Genomic DNA, 15464 nt, shown 5'->3' with positions numbered 1-15464 from the left:
CTGATTAGAAGGAGATCGCGGGGAGTTCGGTTCCCTGACACTCATAGTGGCAGAAGTCCATCCAATCAGCGGAGCAGCTGGTGGCGTCGATCGTCGCGTTGCCCAGATTGGCGTGGATGAAGCTCGACGGGGCGCCGTCGCTGGTGTTTTCGAAGAAGCAGTTTCGAATGTCTTCGAAGGTCTTCCCCGCATCCGCGTAGCCCGCGTTCACGAAGCCACCAAAGGCAAGGTCGGGAATCGGCGGGGTTTGGGAGATCATCGAAGCCAGTCCTTCGGGTTGGGTGCCGTTATTCTCGAAGGTGTTGTTGTGGACATAATTTGCCTCGGAGAAGGGGTAATAGGAGGCGTCGTCGATCTCGGTGCTCAGGGCGAGGTAGCTGGCGATGATCAGCCCCAGCGAAATATTGCCCTTGATGGTATTGTCGTGAATGTCGTTTTTGCTGCTCGACAGGATCAAGATGCCGGTGCCGCGCGGGACGTTGGCGACGATATTGCCGCCGGGGGCGAAGTTGGCCTGGTTATTATTCTCGATCAGGTTGTTGTGGACCTTATTGCTCGAGCCGTCGGTGACCGAGAGGTTGGGCAGGTCGAAGATCAGCAGGCCGCCGGTGTTGTCGTGCAGGTGGTTGTCGTAGGCGTCGGCGAAGGAGGTATTCTCCAGCTCGAGGCCGGCGACGTTGCCGAAGGCTTCGTTATTTCGCACGATCGCGTTTTTGGTCTGGCCGACGTAGATGCCGGCGTCGGAGGCGTTGCTCACCTTGCAGCCCTCGATGAGCACGTTGGTCGTCAGCACCGGGTACACGCCGTAGGCGCCGTTGCTCTCTTTGGGGCCGCCGTCCCAGGTCACCGTCAGGTTGACCAGTTCGACGCCGTCGGCTTCCTGGACTTTAATTCCGTCGCCGGCGGTGTTTTTGATGGTGAAATTGGCCGCCCGGAAATTGTCGACGCCGGTGATCAGCAGGCCGTTGCCGCCCGATTCCTGGCTTTTGAAGTCGAGAATCGTGTTATCCTGGCTCTCGCCGCGAATCTCGATATTGGAGAGATTTGGGTCATTGAGTTGCAATTGAGCGTTGATGGGGTAAACCCCGTCGTTGATGCAGAGGACGCTGTCGCTGCTGAGCAGGTTTAACTTCTCGCTGATATTGATGCGGTTTTGCTCGGCGTCGTCCGTCGCGGTGACGAATTCGGTGCAATCCTCCGAGAAGGCCTCGCCCGCGTCGTTATTCGCAGTGTTATTGGTGGTGTTGTTCTCCGCGGGGTTGTCATTTCCACCGTCGTCGCCACAGGCGGCCGCGATGAGAGAGAGGGCGAGGGCGCCGATCAATAAATGCTTAGACATTATTCGCTCCGAATGATGTAAATGAGGTCAGATTAGGTGCCTTGCAGTGTAGACCAATAAAGGCGGCGGCGTCAATTTGGCGAGCTATAGCGGGCGAAAACGAGGATTTGGGCGAAATTTATTATGGCCGAGCAAGAAGAGAAAAACCTGGGGGAGCTCATCACCGAGAATGTGCGTGAGCGCCATTACGATGTGGACGGCAATAATAACGGCTGGCGCCTCGACCGTTTTTTGACCCAATGCATGCCGCGGGTGTCGCGCAGCCTGGCCGGGCGCATCGCGCGTGATGGGGATGTGCAGGTGATTCCGCGGCGCAAGGTGAAGGCGGGGACCCGCCTGCGCACCGGCGACGTGGTCATCGTGCGCCAGCAACTCGACCCGGAGCGGGTGCAGGACGCGCAGGTCGAAATTATCCACCACGACGACGCGTTGATCGTGGTGGGCAAGCCGTCCGGGATGCTCGTGCACGAGAGTAGTTCGGTGCGCCTCAATACGGTGCAGATGTATCTGGAGCGCCAGGGTTTGGAGGACGCGGAGCCGGTGCATCGGCTTGACCGCGAGACCAGCGGGGTGCTGATTTGCGCGGCGCGCCGCGACTGCGTGCCGACGCTGCGCGGGTTATTTGCGACCGCGCATCCCCAGAAGATCTACCGCGCGTTGGTGCTCGACCCGGACGAGGTTTGGCAGGTCGGCGAGAGTCGCTGGATTGACACGCCGCTGGGGAGCGACACGACCAGCCGCATGGACGTGCGCATGGGCGTCGGCGACCTCGAGGCGCGCACGCACGTCGAGGTGCTCGGGCGGCTCGACCACGCGTTCGGGCCGATGGCCGACCTTCGGGTGCGCATTGAGACCGGGCGCCAGCACCAGATTCGCATTCACCTGGCCCTGCAGGGAACCCCCATCGCCGGAGACAAGCTCTACGGGCAGACCGATGAGTTCTTTATGGCGATTACGAGCAATCCCAGGGACCCGGAATTGCTGGCGCAGCTCGCGTTTGACCGCCACGCCTTGCACGCCTGGAAGTTGATTATGCCACACCCCGACAGCGGGGAAATGATGGAGTTTGAAGCCGCGCTGCCGGACATCTGGGGCGCTTAAACCAACGAATTGAACACACGAAATTTACTTTTATCAAAATTGGAGTAGCCCATGCTTGCAATCGTATCCCCGTCGAAATCGCTGGATTTTGAGAGCGAATTGCCCACCAATCTCTACACGCAGCCCGAGTTTCTCGACCAGTCACAGCTGCTGATTGACCAACTTCGCGGATTCGACGTCGATGGACTGCGCGAGCTGATGAGCGTCAGCGAGAACCTGGCGGAGCTCAACGTCGAGCGAAACCACGCCTTCGAGACGCCCTTTACCCCCGAGAACGCGCGCCCGGCGATCTTCGCCTTTACGGGCGATGTTTATACGGATTTCCAATTGGCAAAATACCGGGAGGAGGACTTCGACTATGTGCAGGACCACCTGCGCATCTTGTCGGGGCTCTACGGGTTGCTGCGCCCGCTGGACCTGATTCAGCCGTACCGCCTGGAGATGGGCACGCGACTGGAGAATGAGCGCGGAAAGAATCTCTATGAGTTCTGGGGAGAGCGTATCACCGACGCGCTGGCCGTGGCGCTCGAGGCGCAGGCGCAGGGCGATGAGCCCATTTTACTGAACCTAGCCTCCAAAGAATATTTCAGCAGCGTCGACTTTAAACGCCTGAACGCGCGGGTGGTCGACGTGAAGTTTATGGACCTTAAAGGCGACAAATATAAGACGATCACCTTCTATTTGAAGCGTCTGCGCGGCACGATGGTCGACTGGATGGTTCGCAATAAGGTGGACTCGCTCGAAGAGCTTAAGAACTTTAAGGAGCGAAATTATTATTTCTGCCCGGAGCGTTCTTCCAAAGATACCCTTGTGTTTTTGCGCGATGAGAAGCCCTGAGCGATTTCCGGTCAGCAGGTCCGTAGGGATGCGGTGCGCCGCGAGACGAGAGCGAGTTTGCGATGGAATTTGAGCTGCAAGAATGCACGCTGCGTGGCTGGGAATACGGGGACGTCAACGCCCTGGTGCGCCACGCCAATCGGCGCGAGATCGCGCGTTATCTGCGCGATTCTTTTCCGCATCCCTACACCCATGAAGACGCCGAGGAGTGGGTGACCCTGGCGGGCGCGACCTACCCGCAGACCGACTTTGCCATCGTCGTCGACGATATCGTGGTCGGCGGTGTGGGGTTTGAGACCAAGACCGACGTCTTTCGGAAGAGCGCCGAGATTGGCTATTGGTTGTCGGAGAGATATCGAGGGCGCGGGATTTGCACCAGCGCGGTGCGCGCGCTGGTGCCCTGGGGGTTCGAGACCCGCGGCTTTGAGCGCATTTACGCCGGGGTATTTAGCAATAACCCGGCGTCGATGCGTGTGTTGGAGAAGGCCGGCTTTGAGCGCGAAGCGCGCCTGAAGCGGGCCATCTACAAAAATGGTGAGGTGCTCGACGAGATCATCTTCGCGACCTGGCCGGAGCAGTGGCGAAGCGATGAGGCTAAGCCATAAGCGGGTGACACCGCGGCATTAGAAGATTGCCTTGACCGCGTACTCGCCGAGGCTTCCGAGCACCGAGATCATGACCGCTGCGCCGACCGCCCAGCCAAACCCGTCGATCTTGAGTCGGTCGGTCGTGGCGTCGGTCATCTTGAGGATGATCGCGTCGATGATGATGCGGGTGACCACGGCGAAGAGCCAGGCGAGCCCAAGGGTCGCGATCGTAAAGACCGTGAAGAAGAGCCAGCCGAGCAGGAAGTTGAGCACGCCAAAGATGGCCGCGATGATCAGGGTGCTGGGCAGGTTTTTGACGTGGACGCCCGGCAAAATAGTGGCCGTCAGCCAGACGGCCAAGGCCATTACCAACCAGGATAAGAAAAAACTCATAACAAACTCCGTGGCCTTGAAGGTGGGTGAAACCAACGCATTGGATGCGCCGGCTTTGCTACTGGAGGCCAAGCTAGGCACGCGCTTGGCGAGGTCAAGGTTTGAGGTGCCGCTTTAGCCCGCCCCGGCGGGGGCGGGCGTGATTTTTCCGGTTGGCTCAGGCGTGTCGAAACGGGACGTCGCGCGCGGGCGGACGGCCGAGATTTTAGGAAAGAGAATAGGGTGCTATATAAAAGGAAAGCGCTCAGTCCGGGCAGGACTTTGCCCGGAACATTATCAATCTTTAGGAGAGAATATGCCAAATTTCGACGCGTCGACGGGGCAATGTCTGGTACGAATTTATCGTGAGGGACTCGCCGCGGCGGTCGGCCACGACCTGGTGCTCAAGGTGGGGGCGTTTTCGGTGGAGGTCGACACGCACGCGCCGCGCATCTCGGCCCAATTCCAGGCCGACTCCCTTCGCGTGCTGGGAACCCAGGAGGAATACGCGCGCGCGGCCGACCCGCAGACGATGACCTCGGCGGCGCTCTCGGCCCGCGACCGCGCGAAGATCGAGAGCAGCATGCAAAAGAAGGTGCTCGAAACGGCGCGCTTCCCGGTGATTAGATTTGAGTCAACGGGGGTGTCGGCCGGCGACGCGAGCGATATATTGGAAGTGCGCGGCACGCTTAATTTGCACGGCGTCGAGCGCGCGATTTCGGTGTCCGTAAAAGGGGACGCCGAGGCGAGCGTCGCGCGGGTGCGCCTGCATCAGCCCGACTTCGGCATCGAGCCGTTCCGCGCGCTGATGGGCGCCCTTAAGGTGCAGGCCGACGTGGAGATTGAGCTTCGCCTCGGCCTCGGCTTTGACGCGCTAAAGGGCGCCGCGAACCGCTGATTCCTTCCTCTCATCCTCCTCAGACGGAGCGGCACAGCGATGGGCGACGTCTTCTGGGTCATCTTAGTCGGGTTCGGGATGGGCTTTATCGGCTCGATCCCCCCGCTTGGCCCGGTCGCCCTGATGATGATCAATCGGGTCTTTAAGGGGCAGCTCAAATTCGCGTTTTTTACCGGCGTCGGGGGCGCCGTCGCCGAGGTGATCTATGCGGCCCTGGCGGTGACCGGCGTCGGACTTTTGCATAGCAAGGCGGGCGTCACCAGTGAACTCCTGGCGCTCATCTCTGCCAGTATTCTGCTCGGGGTCGGGCTCTACTTTTTCTATCAATCCTACAAAAAACACCCCGCGCCGGCACATCCCAATTTGGCCGAGCAGGGCGATCCCGAGCTCGCCGCCGACGCCTCGACGGGGACATCCTTTTCCCACTTTATGCGTGGGTTCTCGGTCTCCTTTCTAAACCCAATTCTCATCATAAATTGGACCCTGGCGGTCGCGTATTTCTTCTCGTTATTTCAGCTCAAAGCAGACCTGGTGGGCCAGCTTCTCTTCGCCGTGGCCGTGGGCGCAGGCAAGATCTTGTGGACCGCGATTGAGGTGATTCTGCTCAATCTATTTCGGGAGCGTTATTCCCGCGCCGTGCTGGCGCGGGTTGAGAAGGGGCTGAGCGTCGCGTTGATCGTGAGCGCGCTATTTTTAGGGTATCAGACGCTCTTTCTTGCGTGAGCTCTGGCGGGCAAGCGGCGATGGTTCGCCCCGCGTCAGTCTTCGCGCGCCAGGGCCTCACAGGTGGTGATGAGCAGGGTGATCCAGAGGGCCTGGGCCAGGGCGAGGTGGATAATCTGCATCCAGCCGGGAGCGCCCAGATAGATGTTGGTCGAGCCGATGAGCAGCTGCGCCACCACCAGCGCCAGCACGACCCCGGCGGCCTTCTTGGCGACCGCGGAGACCTCGCCGGTGCGAATGGTCGTGGTCAGTGCGATGAGTAAGACCGAGGCGCCCACGGCGATGACCGGGTGGATGATGCGCAGGCGCACCAGGAAGTGGTTGGCCGCCGAGAGGTCCCCGCGCACCCGGTCGAAGAGGCCGTGGCCCAGGGTCGGGTCGACGGGGAAGAGCGTGTCGCCCAGGGCGGTGACCGCGCCCATCATGCTGGTGATGACGATGAGGACGATGCTCAGGCCGAGCATGACTTTGAGGCTTTGCTTGGCGCCCTTTGACGGGGTCTTGCCGCCGCTTGCCCACCAGGCGCACAGCCCGGCCGAGCCGGTCAGCGCCAGGGTATTGACCAGGTGCAGCGCGATGACCACGGCGCGGGCGACCGAGTCGTTGTCGGCGACCAATTCGCTCAAGACGAGCTTGGCGCCGATCAGTGATTCAAAGATGATGAAGACGATGGTGATGATGGCCGCGACGCTGACGCGGTGGCGGATGCCGTAGAGCTTGGCGGCCCAGCCCAGCAAACCGATGGACAGGATGCCGAGCACGCCGGTGCTCAGCCGGTGGGTGAACTCGATGATGGTCTCCACGCTCGGGGCGAGCGGGATGATTTCGCCGTGGCAGCTCGGCCAGTGGTCGCCGCAGCCGGCGCCGGAGTGGGTGATGCGCACCCACGCGCCGAAGAGCGCCACCAGGATAAGGTAGACGACGAACGCCCAGGCGAAGTCGCGGTAGCGGCGCTGCGGTTTGGTCAGGGGCGAATTGGCGGCGGGTTTAGGCTGGGAGGCGGTCATCTTTGGGGCTCACGCGATGGTGCGGTCGAGGGCATCAAAACCGGGTTTTCTCTTAGGCCATCGGGCGGGCTAGCTCAAGGCGAGATTGGCGCGCCGACGTTGCTCAATCCAAAGGCGGGGATAGATTCGATGGTGCGGCGCGGCGCCGATATCATATGTTCAGCGCGCCTAAGGATTGAGGGGTCTTATGAAAAATCAGGGGGAGGCAAAGATGAACTTGAATGAGTTTCATCCCGCGTTGGGCTCGCCGTTCGCGATCCCAGCGGACGTTCGAGGATTATTCTCATCGCAGGGGTTTCGTCTCAAGGGACATCCCAAGCCTGGGGAGTGGTTGGCACAGCACGATGAGGGCGGACAGTCGTTGGATGATTTTAAGCAGTCAAAGCCCAATCGTCCCGACACCAGGCGCAACGTGATCTACCTGCAACCGATGGGGGATTGGCGCTTGCCGACGTGTCCATCGCTGGCCGCGCTTCAGCATTACGCGCGCTCGTTTTTTGGCCAGCCGGTCGAGGTGCTGCCGTCCATCGCCCTGAGCAATCTTCACGTCACCGAGCGCGAGAACCCCCACGAGGGCCAGCGCCAATTGCTCACCACCGATATCCTTCGCCTGCTGGCGCACTCGCTGCCCGATGATGCGTTTTGCATGCTCGGCATCTCGCTGGTTGACCTCTATCCGGACCCGAATTGGAATTTTGTCTTTGGGCAGGCGAGCCTGCGAAATAGGGTCGGGGTCTATAGCTTTGCGCGCTATATGGCCGAGGGAGATGCGCATCTGACGCTTCGCCGCAGCCTGAAGGTCATGGCCCACGAGATTGGGCATATGTATGGGTTGACCCATTGCACCTATTTTGAGTGCGGCCTCAACGGGTCGAATTATCTCGATGAGTCGGACCGCCGGCCGATTCACCTCTGCCCGGTTTGCCTGCGTAAACTGCATTGGAGCGCGGATCTGGACCCCGCCCAGCGCTATTTTGAGCTCGACAAAGCCTATCAGATGCTGGGCTTTCGGGACTCGGCGGAGTTCGTGCGCGCGCGGGTGCGGCGGATGCGAAACTAAGTCGCCTGGGGCTGGGAATTCTGCCTGGTCAGGCGAGCTTCTGGTGGACATTGAGTCTTCAAAATCGCTACTATCTGTCCTGAGTTATTTTATGAACTGAGGATGGATAAAATTAGAATGACAACGAATATTCGATGGCGCGCGTTATTGGTGATGTGTTTTTGGTGTGTCGCGGTTGGCTGCGGGGATGACTCCTCGCCGTCAAACGTCAGTGACGCCGGCGGCGACGCCGTCGATTCCACGGACGTCGACGCCACGGATGCGGGCGAAGAGGATGGCACCGGTGGCGATGCCTTCGGCGAGGACGTGACCTCCGATGGGTGTCCGATGCCCCCAGAGATGCTTGTCGCGAGCACGCCCGAGACCGCGGCCTTTGCCGCCGACGCCGCCCAATGTGGCCAGGCATCCTTTGGCTGGCTGACCGATTTCGCCCAGGGCGCAGCCGGTGAGGGGCTGGGTGAAGTCACCAAATTGGGCCTGAAGCGCAACTTCACGGTCGCGGCGCTCGAGGCGGCCATCACCGCGCTCGGGGCGAACGCGCCGCGCGCGATCGCCCATGACGTGCGGGTTCGCCAATACGAGTATACAACCCAGGACCGCGGTGAGTTGGTTCAGGCGAGCGCGCTGGTCGCGTTCCCGACCGACTTTGAGCCCGGTGACGCGCCCAAAGATATCATCGTCCTCTTGCACGGCACGACCGGGTTTACCGACGCGTGTTCGGCCACCGAAGAGCTCGAGTATCAGGCGTTGGCGGCGCTTATCGCATCCTTCGGCAATATCGTCGTCGCGCCGGATTATATTGGCCTTAACGGGGTCGGCGAGCCCACCGAATATCTGCATCCCTATCTTGTCGGTCAGTCGGCCGCGATTTCGTCTTTCGACGCGGTGCGCGCGGCGATGCGCATGAGCGGCGAAGAGCGGGGCGATTGGTGTTTGAACCCGCGCATCATCACCATCGGTGGCTCCCAGGGCGGGCATGCGGCGCTTTGGATGGACCGCTTGGCCCCGTATTATGCCCAGGAATTTGAGCTCCTCGGGACCGTCGCGACCGTCCCGCCGGCCGATATGATCGGGCAGATGGAGCGCGCGCTCAAAGACCTGGTGAGGGCCAGCGGAAATACCGCGGCGTTCTTCGGGGCGAGCGCGGGTTGGTACGGTTATGGGGACCGCCTCGACGAGGTCTTCGTGTCGCCGCTCGACGTGGATGTGCCGGCTGCGCTGGGCGCCGGCTGCAGCTTCGATGACGTCCTTCCTGCTGAGCCGACCTCGCCGGCCGATATCTTCCAGCAACCGCTTATCGACGCGGCCGTCGACGGCACGCTCCTCGATATGCAGCCCTGGGGCTGCATCACCGCGGAGAACGGTTTGACGACCACGAGCGTCGAGCGCATCGCGCCCGAGAGCGACTCCTACGGGATTCTCTTTGTGTTGGGCGAGAACGACGAACTCGTCGATACGGCGATTGAGCGCGACTCCTTCGACACCCTCTGCGCGCAGGGCTTGCAGATGGAATATCTGGAATGCGCGGGCGCCAAGCATGGCGAGACGACCTTACTCGCGCTCCCCGAGATTTTGGATTTCGTCGACGCTCGCCTCGCCGGCGAGACCTTCGCGGGAGCGAGCATCTGTGAGCAACGCGCCCCGGTGACGTGTCGTGGGGCTGAGTTGCAGGAATAAGTGTATTGATTGGTCGCGCCGCAGGCAGCATCTGCGGGGCAATCAAAAAGGCGTCGCGACCGTGGTCGCGACGCCTTTTTTAGTCCTGCTCTTCGGCGATTTCTGCCATCTGCTCGAACATCTCTTCGAGGTGGCTTCGGCTGGCGTCGCCGGTCAGCCGGCGCAGCACGTTGCCTTTGTGGAAGAAAATCAGCGTCGGGGTGTCGCGGATGCGGTATTCGTTGGTCAGCGCCGGATGTGCGTCGATATTGACCTGGCCGACCTGAATGCGCGCCTCATATTCCGTGGCCAGCTCGTCGAGCACGGGGGTAAGTGTCTTGCAGAGTCCGCACCACTCGGCCCAAAAATAGGCGGCGACGGGCAGGTCAGACTCGAGGACTTCTTGCTCAAAATTATCGGTGTTCAGCTCCATGCTGGCAGGTTTCATCGATGGATTCCTTGGGAGAAAAGGCCGGACTTAAAGCCGCGATTGGCGAGCGTCGTGGCCGGCCAAATAAGCGTATGTGAGCGCTCTAACTACCTTAAAACGGCGAAAATCGCAATTAAGCCCGAAGTAGGTCGTGGTATACGATGTAGACGAGAGGGTGCGCGCCCGGATTTTATGGGCGTTGGCGAGTTGAATTTGCGCGTCTTTTTTGCCAGAGTGCGCCTTGAAATCTAATGCGTTATTTTTTGCGTGACCGATGTCAATTGTTGGAAGTATTTTGCATCCCGATGGCGATTCTAATCGATGAATCGCCTCAAATAATAAGGATAGAGAATGAGAAATTTACTGCGCTGGATGGCTCCGCTTGGCCTGATTATTTTGATGGGTGGCGCGGCTTGCACCGAGTCAGTCGCCGATCGCAATAACGGCGAAGGTTGGATTGACCCCGACGGACAGCTCGACGAGGGGGATGCAACCGACGCGGGCACGGCCTCCGACGTTGATAATGGCGGAGGGACCGCCGATGGCTCGACGGACCCAGGTCTGACCGATGCGATCTCGCCCGGTCCGGATGGTGACGGCGCTGGGGATGCAGGCCCTGCTGTTGATGCAGGTCCCGCTGTTGATGCAGGTCCCGCGGATGTTGGGTCGGTCGACGCCGGCCCTGGTGGCACGTGCGCCAGCAATTCGGAGTGCGGCAATGGCGAGGTGTGCTGTATCAGCGGGATGCAGGGTGAGCAGGTGTGCATGCCGGCAGCGTCCTGCCAGGTCGGCGGCGGAATCTGTGAGGTCGCCGATGAATGCGGCGAGGGCGAGGGCTGCTGTGAGTTGGGTCAGGGGCTTCCCAAGCTTTGCTCGACCTTCTGCGCAGATGACGGCGGCGGCGACAACGGCGGTGGCGGCGCCTGCGAAGCGGACCAGGATTGCGCTGGCGCTGAGCAATGCTGCTCCGGCTTCCTGGGCAACTATTGCGCGACCGATTGTGGCGGCGGTGGATTGCCCGGCGGCGGCGAGGGTTGCCAGGTCGACGAGCAATGCGGCAGCGCTGACCAATGCTGTCCGAGTCCGCTCGGTAATTATTGCGCACCGGAGTGTGGCGGAAGCGGTGGATTGCCCGGCGACGGTGGACTGCCCGGCGGTGGTGAAATCACCACTTGCGCCGCGGATTCGGAGTGCAGTGGCGGAGATCAATGCTGCGTCCTGATGGGACAAGGCGTTTGCTTACCGGCCGATATGGGCGTGCAACTCCCCTGCGAATAATGCCGCGCTCGCCTTAGCCTGCGAGCCACGCTGAAAAAAGCCCCGACGCGAATCTTCGCGTCGGGGCTTTTTTTGCCTGATACCGCGTGATTATTTCTGGCGTTGGTAGGTGCCGGTGAGCGTACCGTGCGCGTTCGCGTCCGTCTGTAACTCACTGAGCAGGGCTTCGGCGGTCGGCGTATTGGCGAAGCTGGTGCCGGGATGGTCCAGAGCGAAGACCTCGAAGATATAGCGGTGGGCGTCGTCGCCTTCGGGCGGGCAGGGGCCGGTATAGCCGACGGTCTTGGCGATGTTGCTGCTCTGCGAGGCGACGACCTTCGTGTCGGCGCTTATGCTCAGCGCGACCTCGGCCGACGGCGGGAGCCCCTCGGGGAGCCCGGTGGCGGCGGCCGGGATCGTCCAAATACCCCAATGATATACGGTGCCGTTGGGGGCGTCGGGGTCGTGCATCACGACCGCCACGCTCTCGGTGCCCTCGGGGAGGTTCGACCAGGTAAGCGGCACCGACAGGTTGTCGCCGTCGCAGGTATATTTCGTCGGGATGGCCTCACCATCCTTAAAGGCGCTGCTGCTCAACACGATATCGATGGTCGACTTCTCGGTAGAGGGCTTCGCTTCGGCTTTGGGGGCCTCCTCGGCCGGCTTCACTTCGGCCGTCTCTTCTTCCTGCGGCGCGGACTTGGTCTCACAGCCGAAGCTCGCGACCAGAAGCGGCGCCAATAATAGTGCTTTGATTTTCATGCCGGGGTCCAAAGATAGAGGAGCGTTAGAATTAGCGGGTCAAAGCTCAAAGGCGCGTCGAATTGGCGCGCCTTTGAGGGGGCTGCACGACCTGCTTAGAACGAGGTTTCGCGCAGCAATTGGTCGGCGATGCGGGCCTGTGCGTCGTTGTCCAGGGCGAGCGCCTGCACGAGCGCCTGCAGGAATTCGTGCTCGTTTGTGTCGACGCGGTTATCGCTGGTGGAGATGCGCCCCGCGTAATAATAGGCCTCTTCACGCAGCCAATCTTCCTCCAGGCGCGCGCTGATATCCATGCAATATTTGAGCACGCCACCGGGCTCGGCCAGATAGCGCCTCGACTTGTCCAGCGACTCTTCGACATAGCTCTTAAGCGCGGTCGACTGATTCCAGTCGAGCACGCGCAGCAAGGAGGTCAGCTCCTCGCGCTCCACGGCCGAGACGTCGTGGTCGGCCGACATCGCCAGGGCGAGCGTGTCGACGAGCGCGAGCTCCTGGGTGTCGCTGATTTTTGAGAAAGAGCGGTTCGAGAAGAGGTTTCTTAACGCCGTGATCATTCCGGAACTCATCGCAGGTGCCTCGTATAGCTAGGGGGAGTAGAATTTCATTTTAAATGACGCCCCGAGTCTAGCGCACCCGCGTCGCCTTAGCGAGCGGCGATACCGGCCGGGGCAGGGCGGGCTTAACTTTTGAAGATCTGGGCCTTGAGGGCCGACAGGTATTTTTGATTCTGGGCCTCGCGCTGGTCGGCCAGGCTCTGCGCGTCGCCGGCGCGCTGGATATCGATGGTCTCGGGCGGAATCTCGGCCAAAAACCGGCTCGGCTCGCGGTCCTCGGCCTTGCCGTAGCGCATGCGCGTGGCCGCCGAGGTCAGCGTGAGGTGGCGCTTGGCGCGGGTGATGCCGACGTAGGCCAGCCGGCGCTCCTCGCTGAGGTCCTGCGGGTTATTCATGCTGCGGATATGCGGCAGGTATTCCTCCTCCATGCCCACCAAAAACACGCAGGGGAACTCCAGGCCCTTTGAGGAGTGCAGCGTCATCAATTTGACGCCTTTTTGCTCCTCGGATTTGTCGTTCATATCGGAGCGGTCCAGCGCGATGCGGGTGAGGAATTTTTGCAGCGTCCCGCCCGATCGGTCCTGATAATAGGCCAGGGACGACAGGATCTCCTCGACGTTGTCGACCCGGCGGCGCGCGATGCGCGGGTTCTTCTCGGTGCTCAAAATATGGTTGATCATATGGGTGCGCTTGAGCACGTCGCGGCCAAGCTCGGCTAGGCGCACCGTCGGGTCTTGCTCGGCGGCCTCGAAGCGGTCGCCGAAGTCATCCAGCATGTCGACCAGGTCGCTGAGCTTGTCGCTGACCTTGTGCCCGATGCCCTCGACCCGCGACGGGTCGCGCGCGAGCTCGTTGAGGGCGCGCCGAAACGTCCATTTGTTGACGTGGGCGAACTCGCTGATGCGCTCCAGCAGGGTCGGGCCGATGCCGCGCGGCGGCACGTTGACGATGCGCCGGATGCTGACCTCGTCGTTGGGGTTTGCGCAGGCGCGCAGGTAGGCCACGAAGTCCTTGACCTCTTTGCGGTCGAAGAATTCCTGGCCGCCCAGCACGGTGTACGGGATGCTATAGGTGCGCAGCGCCTCCTCGAAGACGCGGCTCTGCGGGTTGACCCGGTAGAGGATGGCGAAGTCGGAGTAGTCGAGGTCGTAGTCGAGCTTGTAGCGCTCGATCTCGGCGGCCACATATTCGGCCTCCTCGCGGTCATCGTCGCACTCGATATAGCGCAGCTTCTCGCCGTCGCCCGCCGCGCTCCACAGGGCCTTGTCTTTGCGCACCTCGTTATTGGCGATGACCGCGTTGGCGGCGTCCAGGATGAGGTTGGTCGAGCGGTAATTCTGCTCGAGCTTGACCATGACGGTGCCCTCGAATTGGCGCTCGAATTCGAGGATATTCTCGGCCACCGCCCCGCGGAACCCGTAGATGCTCTGGTCGTCGTCGCCCACCACGCACAGGTTCTGGTGGTCTTTGACCAGGTGGTTCAAAAAGAGCAGCTGCAGCATATTGGTGTCCTGGTACTCATCGACCATGACATATTGAAATTTTTTGGCGTATTTTTGCCGGATCTTCTCGTGCTGCTCGAAGATATGCACCGGCAGGCAGATCAGGTCGTCGAAGTCGACCGCGTTTAAGCCCTTGAGCGCTTTTTTATAGAATCCGTCGATCTTCTGGGCGTATTGGGTCAGCGGGTCATGGCGAAGCTCGGGGAGGTCCTTGGGCTCGCAAAACCCCATCTTCGCCTTGCTGATGATGCTTAAGATACGCCCCGGGTCGACGATCTTGGGGTCCAGGCGAAACTCCTTAAGCGCGTCGCGGATGATCGCGTTCTGGTCGCCCTGGTCCAGAATGGCAAAGGGTTTTTTATACCCGAGCGCGTCGATATCACGGCGCAAAATATCGGCCCCCAGGCTGTGGAAGGTCGACAGGTAGACCTGCTTTGCGAGCTTCGGCCCCGTGACCCCGGCCACGCGCTCCTTCATCTCGGTGGCCGCCTTATTGGTAAAGCTCACCGCCAGGATGGACTCGGGCTTAATGCCGCGCTGGATCAGATACGCGATGCGCGTGGTGATCACGCGCGTCTTGCCGCTCCCGGCGCCGGCGAGGATCAGCAGCGGCCCGTCGATATGCGTGGTCGCCTGGCGTTGTTCGGGGTTGAGCTGATCGAGGTTGAGATTCAACATGGTGGGTTCCGTCGGTCTTGCAGATACGAGTGGTGCGTCCGCTACGTGGTGGCGGGGGCGATATCAAGAGGATTAATGGTTCTTCGAGGCGGTCGCAATTGCAAATCGAGATTTGCAGGGCTGCTGAGCGCCGGCCACGTCCTCGGTGGGCTAAGGCATTGATTATTTGGGCTCAATGGGTAGCATTAACATCGGAGCCAGACCTTCCAGGTCTGGGGGAATAGGCGTTTCGCAACCAGGTCAAGATGACCTGGCCCCAATATCTGATGCCCGCTGAACGCCTACACTACAGGTAATGCTTAGGGCACAATAACGGTGAATTGTTTGCAATGATTGTCTCTCAACTCAAATGGATGAGCAAAGCGGGGGCGGAAGCCGAGGTTCTTGTCGCGTCTACTACCGGAGACTTCGCAGTGTGGGCATTTTGTTGTCCCTGCGATTTTGCGGTTGGCGATGCTGTAGAACTTCCGCTGGGCACGCTCGATGTGATCGCTTTCGCAACAGAGGAGCGCGAGCCGCGGGCGTATTGGCAAAAGAGCCTGGGCCCATGGTGCTATAACTTTGTGGGCAGATTACTTGATACCTCGACGAGCTTGGCAGACGTCGGTGGTCTCTTGATCGAGCTCGACACCGACATTCCGTGGGAGATCGAAGAGGGCGATTGGTTTGAGTTTACTTGTGGTCGATTGGATTTATAGCCG

16 protein-coding genes are annotated in these 15464 nt (G+C 60.8%); 9 read left to right on the top strand and 7 right to left on the bottom strand.

Features of this window, described 5'->3' with window-relative positions:
* Window positions 1–4 precede the first annotated feature (4 nt).
* Window positions 5–1339 carry a parallel beta-helix domain-containing protein gene (locus DN745_RS08925; protein WP_111334088.1) on the bottom strand — a complete coding sequence of 445 codons (1335 nt, stop codon included), beginning with the start codon at window positions 1337–1339 and terminating at the stop codon, window positions 5–7.
* 123 nt (window positions 1340–1462) lie between these two features.
* Here DN745_RS08925 and DN745_RS08920 point away from each other — a divergent pair, with 123 nt between their 5' ends.
* The 3 genes from DN745_RS08920 to DN745_RS08910 all read left to right on the top strand — a co-directional run bounded on the left by DN745_RS08920 (window position 1463) and on the right by DN745_RS08910 (window position 3882).
* The gene (locus DN745_RS08920; protein ID WP_111334086.1) at window positions 1463–2440 is read left to right on the top strand and encodes an RluA family pseudouridine synthase; all 978 of its coding nucleotides are present in this window, start codon (window positions 1463–1465) and stop codon (window positions 2438–2440) included.
* 51 nt (window positions 2441–2491) lie between these two features.
* A complete protein-coding gene (gene yaaA / locus DN745_RS08915; protein WP_111334084.1) occupies window positions 2492–3277 on the top strand; it encodes a peroxide stress protein YaaA in 786 nt (261 codons plus the stop codon).
* 62 nt (window positions 3278–3339) lie between these two features.
* A complete protein-coding gene (locus DN745_RS08910) occupies window positions 3340–3882 on the top strand; it encodes a GNAT family N-acetyltransferase (protein WP_111334082.1) in 543 nt (180 codons plus the stop codon).
* A gap of 18 nt (window positions 3883–3900) precedes the next feature.
* Here the strand turns inward: DN745_RS08910 and DN745_RS08905 are convergent, their stop codons facing one another.
* A complete protein-coding gene (locus DN745_RS08905; protein WP_111334080.1) occupies window positions 3901–4257 on the bottom strand; it encodes a phage holin family protein in 357 nt (118 codons plus the stop codon).
* A gap of 295 nt (window positions 4258–4552) precedes the next feature.
* Here DN745_RS08905 and DN745_RS08900 point away from each other — a divergent pair, with 295 nt between their 5' ends.
* Both DN745_RS08900 and DN745_RS08895 read left to right on the top strand, forming a co-directional pair.
* Window positions 4553–5134, top strand: a complete 582-nt coding sequence (locus DN745_RS08900) for a YceI family protein (RefSeq protein WP_111334078.1) — start codon at window positions 4553–4555, stop codon at window positions 5132–5134.
* Window positions 5135–5173: 39 nt separating this feature from the next.
* Window positions 5174–5857, top strand: a complete 684-nt coding sequence (locus DN745_RS08895; RefSeq protein ID WP_111334076.1) for a LysE family transporter — start codon at window positions 5174–5176, stop codon at window positions 5855–5857.
* 35 nt (window positions 5858–5892) lie between these two features.
* Here DN745_RS08895 and DN745_RS08890 read toward each other — a convergent pair whose 3' ends face one another.
* Window positions 5893–6864 carry a COX15/CtaA family protein gene (locus DN745_RS08890; protein ID WP_111334074.1) on the bottom strand — a complete coding sequence of 324 codons (972 nt, stop codon included), beginning with the start codon at window positions 6862–6864 and terminating at the stop codon, window positions 5893–5895.
* Between the two features lie 331 nt (window positions 6865–7195).
* Here DN745_RS08890 and DN745_RS08885 point away from each other — a divergent pair, with 331 nt between their 5' ends.
* Together DN745_RS08885 and DN745_RS08880 are read left to right on the top strand one after the other, a co-directional pair.
* Window positions 7196–7924 carry an archaemetzincin gene (locus tag DN745_RS08885; RefSeq protein ID WP_162687559.1) on the top strand — a complete coding sequence of 243 codons (729 nt, stop codon included), beginning with the start codon at window positions 7196–7198 and terminating at the stop codon, window positions 7922–7924.
* 117 nt (window positions 7925–8041) lie between these two features.
* The gene (locus DN745_RS08880; protein WP_111334070.1) at window positions 8042–9601 is read left to right on the top strand and encodes a lipase family protein; all 1560 of its coding nucleotides are present in this window, start codon (window positions 8042–8044) and stop codon (window positions 9599–9601) included.
* A gap of 79 nt (window positions 9602–9680) precedes the next feature.
* Here the strand turns inward: DN745_RS08880 and DN745_RS08875 are convergent, their stop codons facing one another.
* Window positions 9681–10028, bottom strand: a complete 348-nt coding sequence (locus tag DN745_RS08875; protein ID WP_204355125.1) for a thioredoxin family protein — start codon at window positions 10026–10028, stop codon at window positions 9681–9683.
* Between the two features lie 333 nt (window positions 10029–10361).
* Between DN745_RS08875 and DN745_RS08870 the strand changes: the two genes are divergently transcribed.
* Entirely contained in the window at window positions 10362–11288 is a 927-nt protein-coding gene (locus tag DN745_RS08870) for a hypothetical protein (protein ID WP_133621829.1), read from the top strand.
* 90 nt (window positions 11289–11378) lie between these two features.
* Here DN745_RS08870 and DN745_RS08865 read toward each other — a convergent pair whose 3' ends face one another.
* The 3 genes from DN745_RS08865 to DN745_RS08855 all read right to left on the bottom strand — a co-directional run bounded on the left by DN745_RS08865 (window position 11379) and on the right by DN745_RS08855 (window position 14763).
* Window positions 11379–12029, bottom strand: a complete 651-nt coding sequence (locus tag DN745_RS08865) for a YbhB/YbcL family Raf kinase inhibitor-like protein (protein ID WP_111334064.1) — start codon at window positions 12027–12029, stop codon at window positions 11379–11381.
* A gap of 95 nt (window positions 12030–12124) precedes the next feature.
* The gene (locus DN745_RS08860; RefSeq protein WP_111334062.1) at window positions 12125–12595 is read right to left on the bottom strand and encodes a tellurite resistance TerB family protein; all 471 of its coding nucleotides are present in this window, start codon (window positions 12593–12595) and stop codon (window positions 12125–12127) included.
* A 113-nt stretch (window positions 12596–12708) separates the two neighbouring features.
* Complete coding sequence (locus tag DN745_RS08855) at window positions 12709–14763, bottom strand: ATP-dependent helicase (protein WP_111334060.1); 2055 nt, start codon at window positions 14761–14763, stop codon at window positions 12709–12711.
* Window positions 14764–15092: 329 nt separating this feature from the next.
* Between DN745_RS08855 and DN745_RS08850 the strand changes: the two genes are divergently transcribed.
* The gene (locus DN745_RS08850) at window positions 15093–15461 is read left to right on the top strand and encodes a hypothetical protein (RefSeq protein WP_111334058.1); all 369 of its coding nucleotides are present in this window, start codon (window positions 15093–15095) and stop codon (window positions 15459–15461) included.
* Window positions 15462–15464 lie beyond the last annotated feature (3 nt).

The sequence above is a fragment of the Bradymonas sediminis genome, from assembly GCF_003258315.1.
In the GTDB taxonomy this organism is placed as follows: domain Bacteria; phylum Myxococcota_A; class Bradymonadia; order Bradymonadales; family Bradymonadaceae; genus Bradymonas; species Bradymonas sediminis.
Note: the sequence above shows the minus strand (reverse complement) of the source record. Positions and strands in the feature narration are given on the sequence as shown.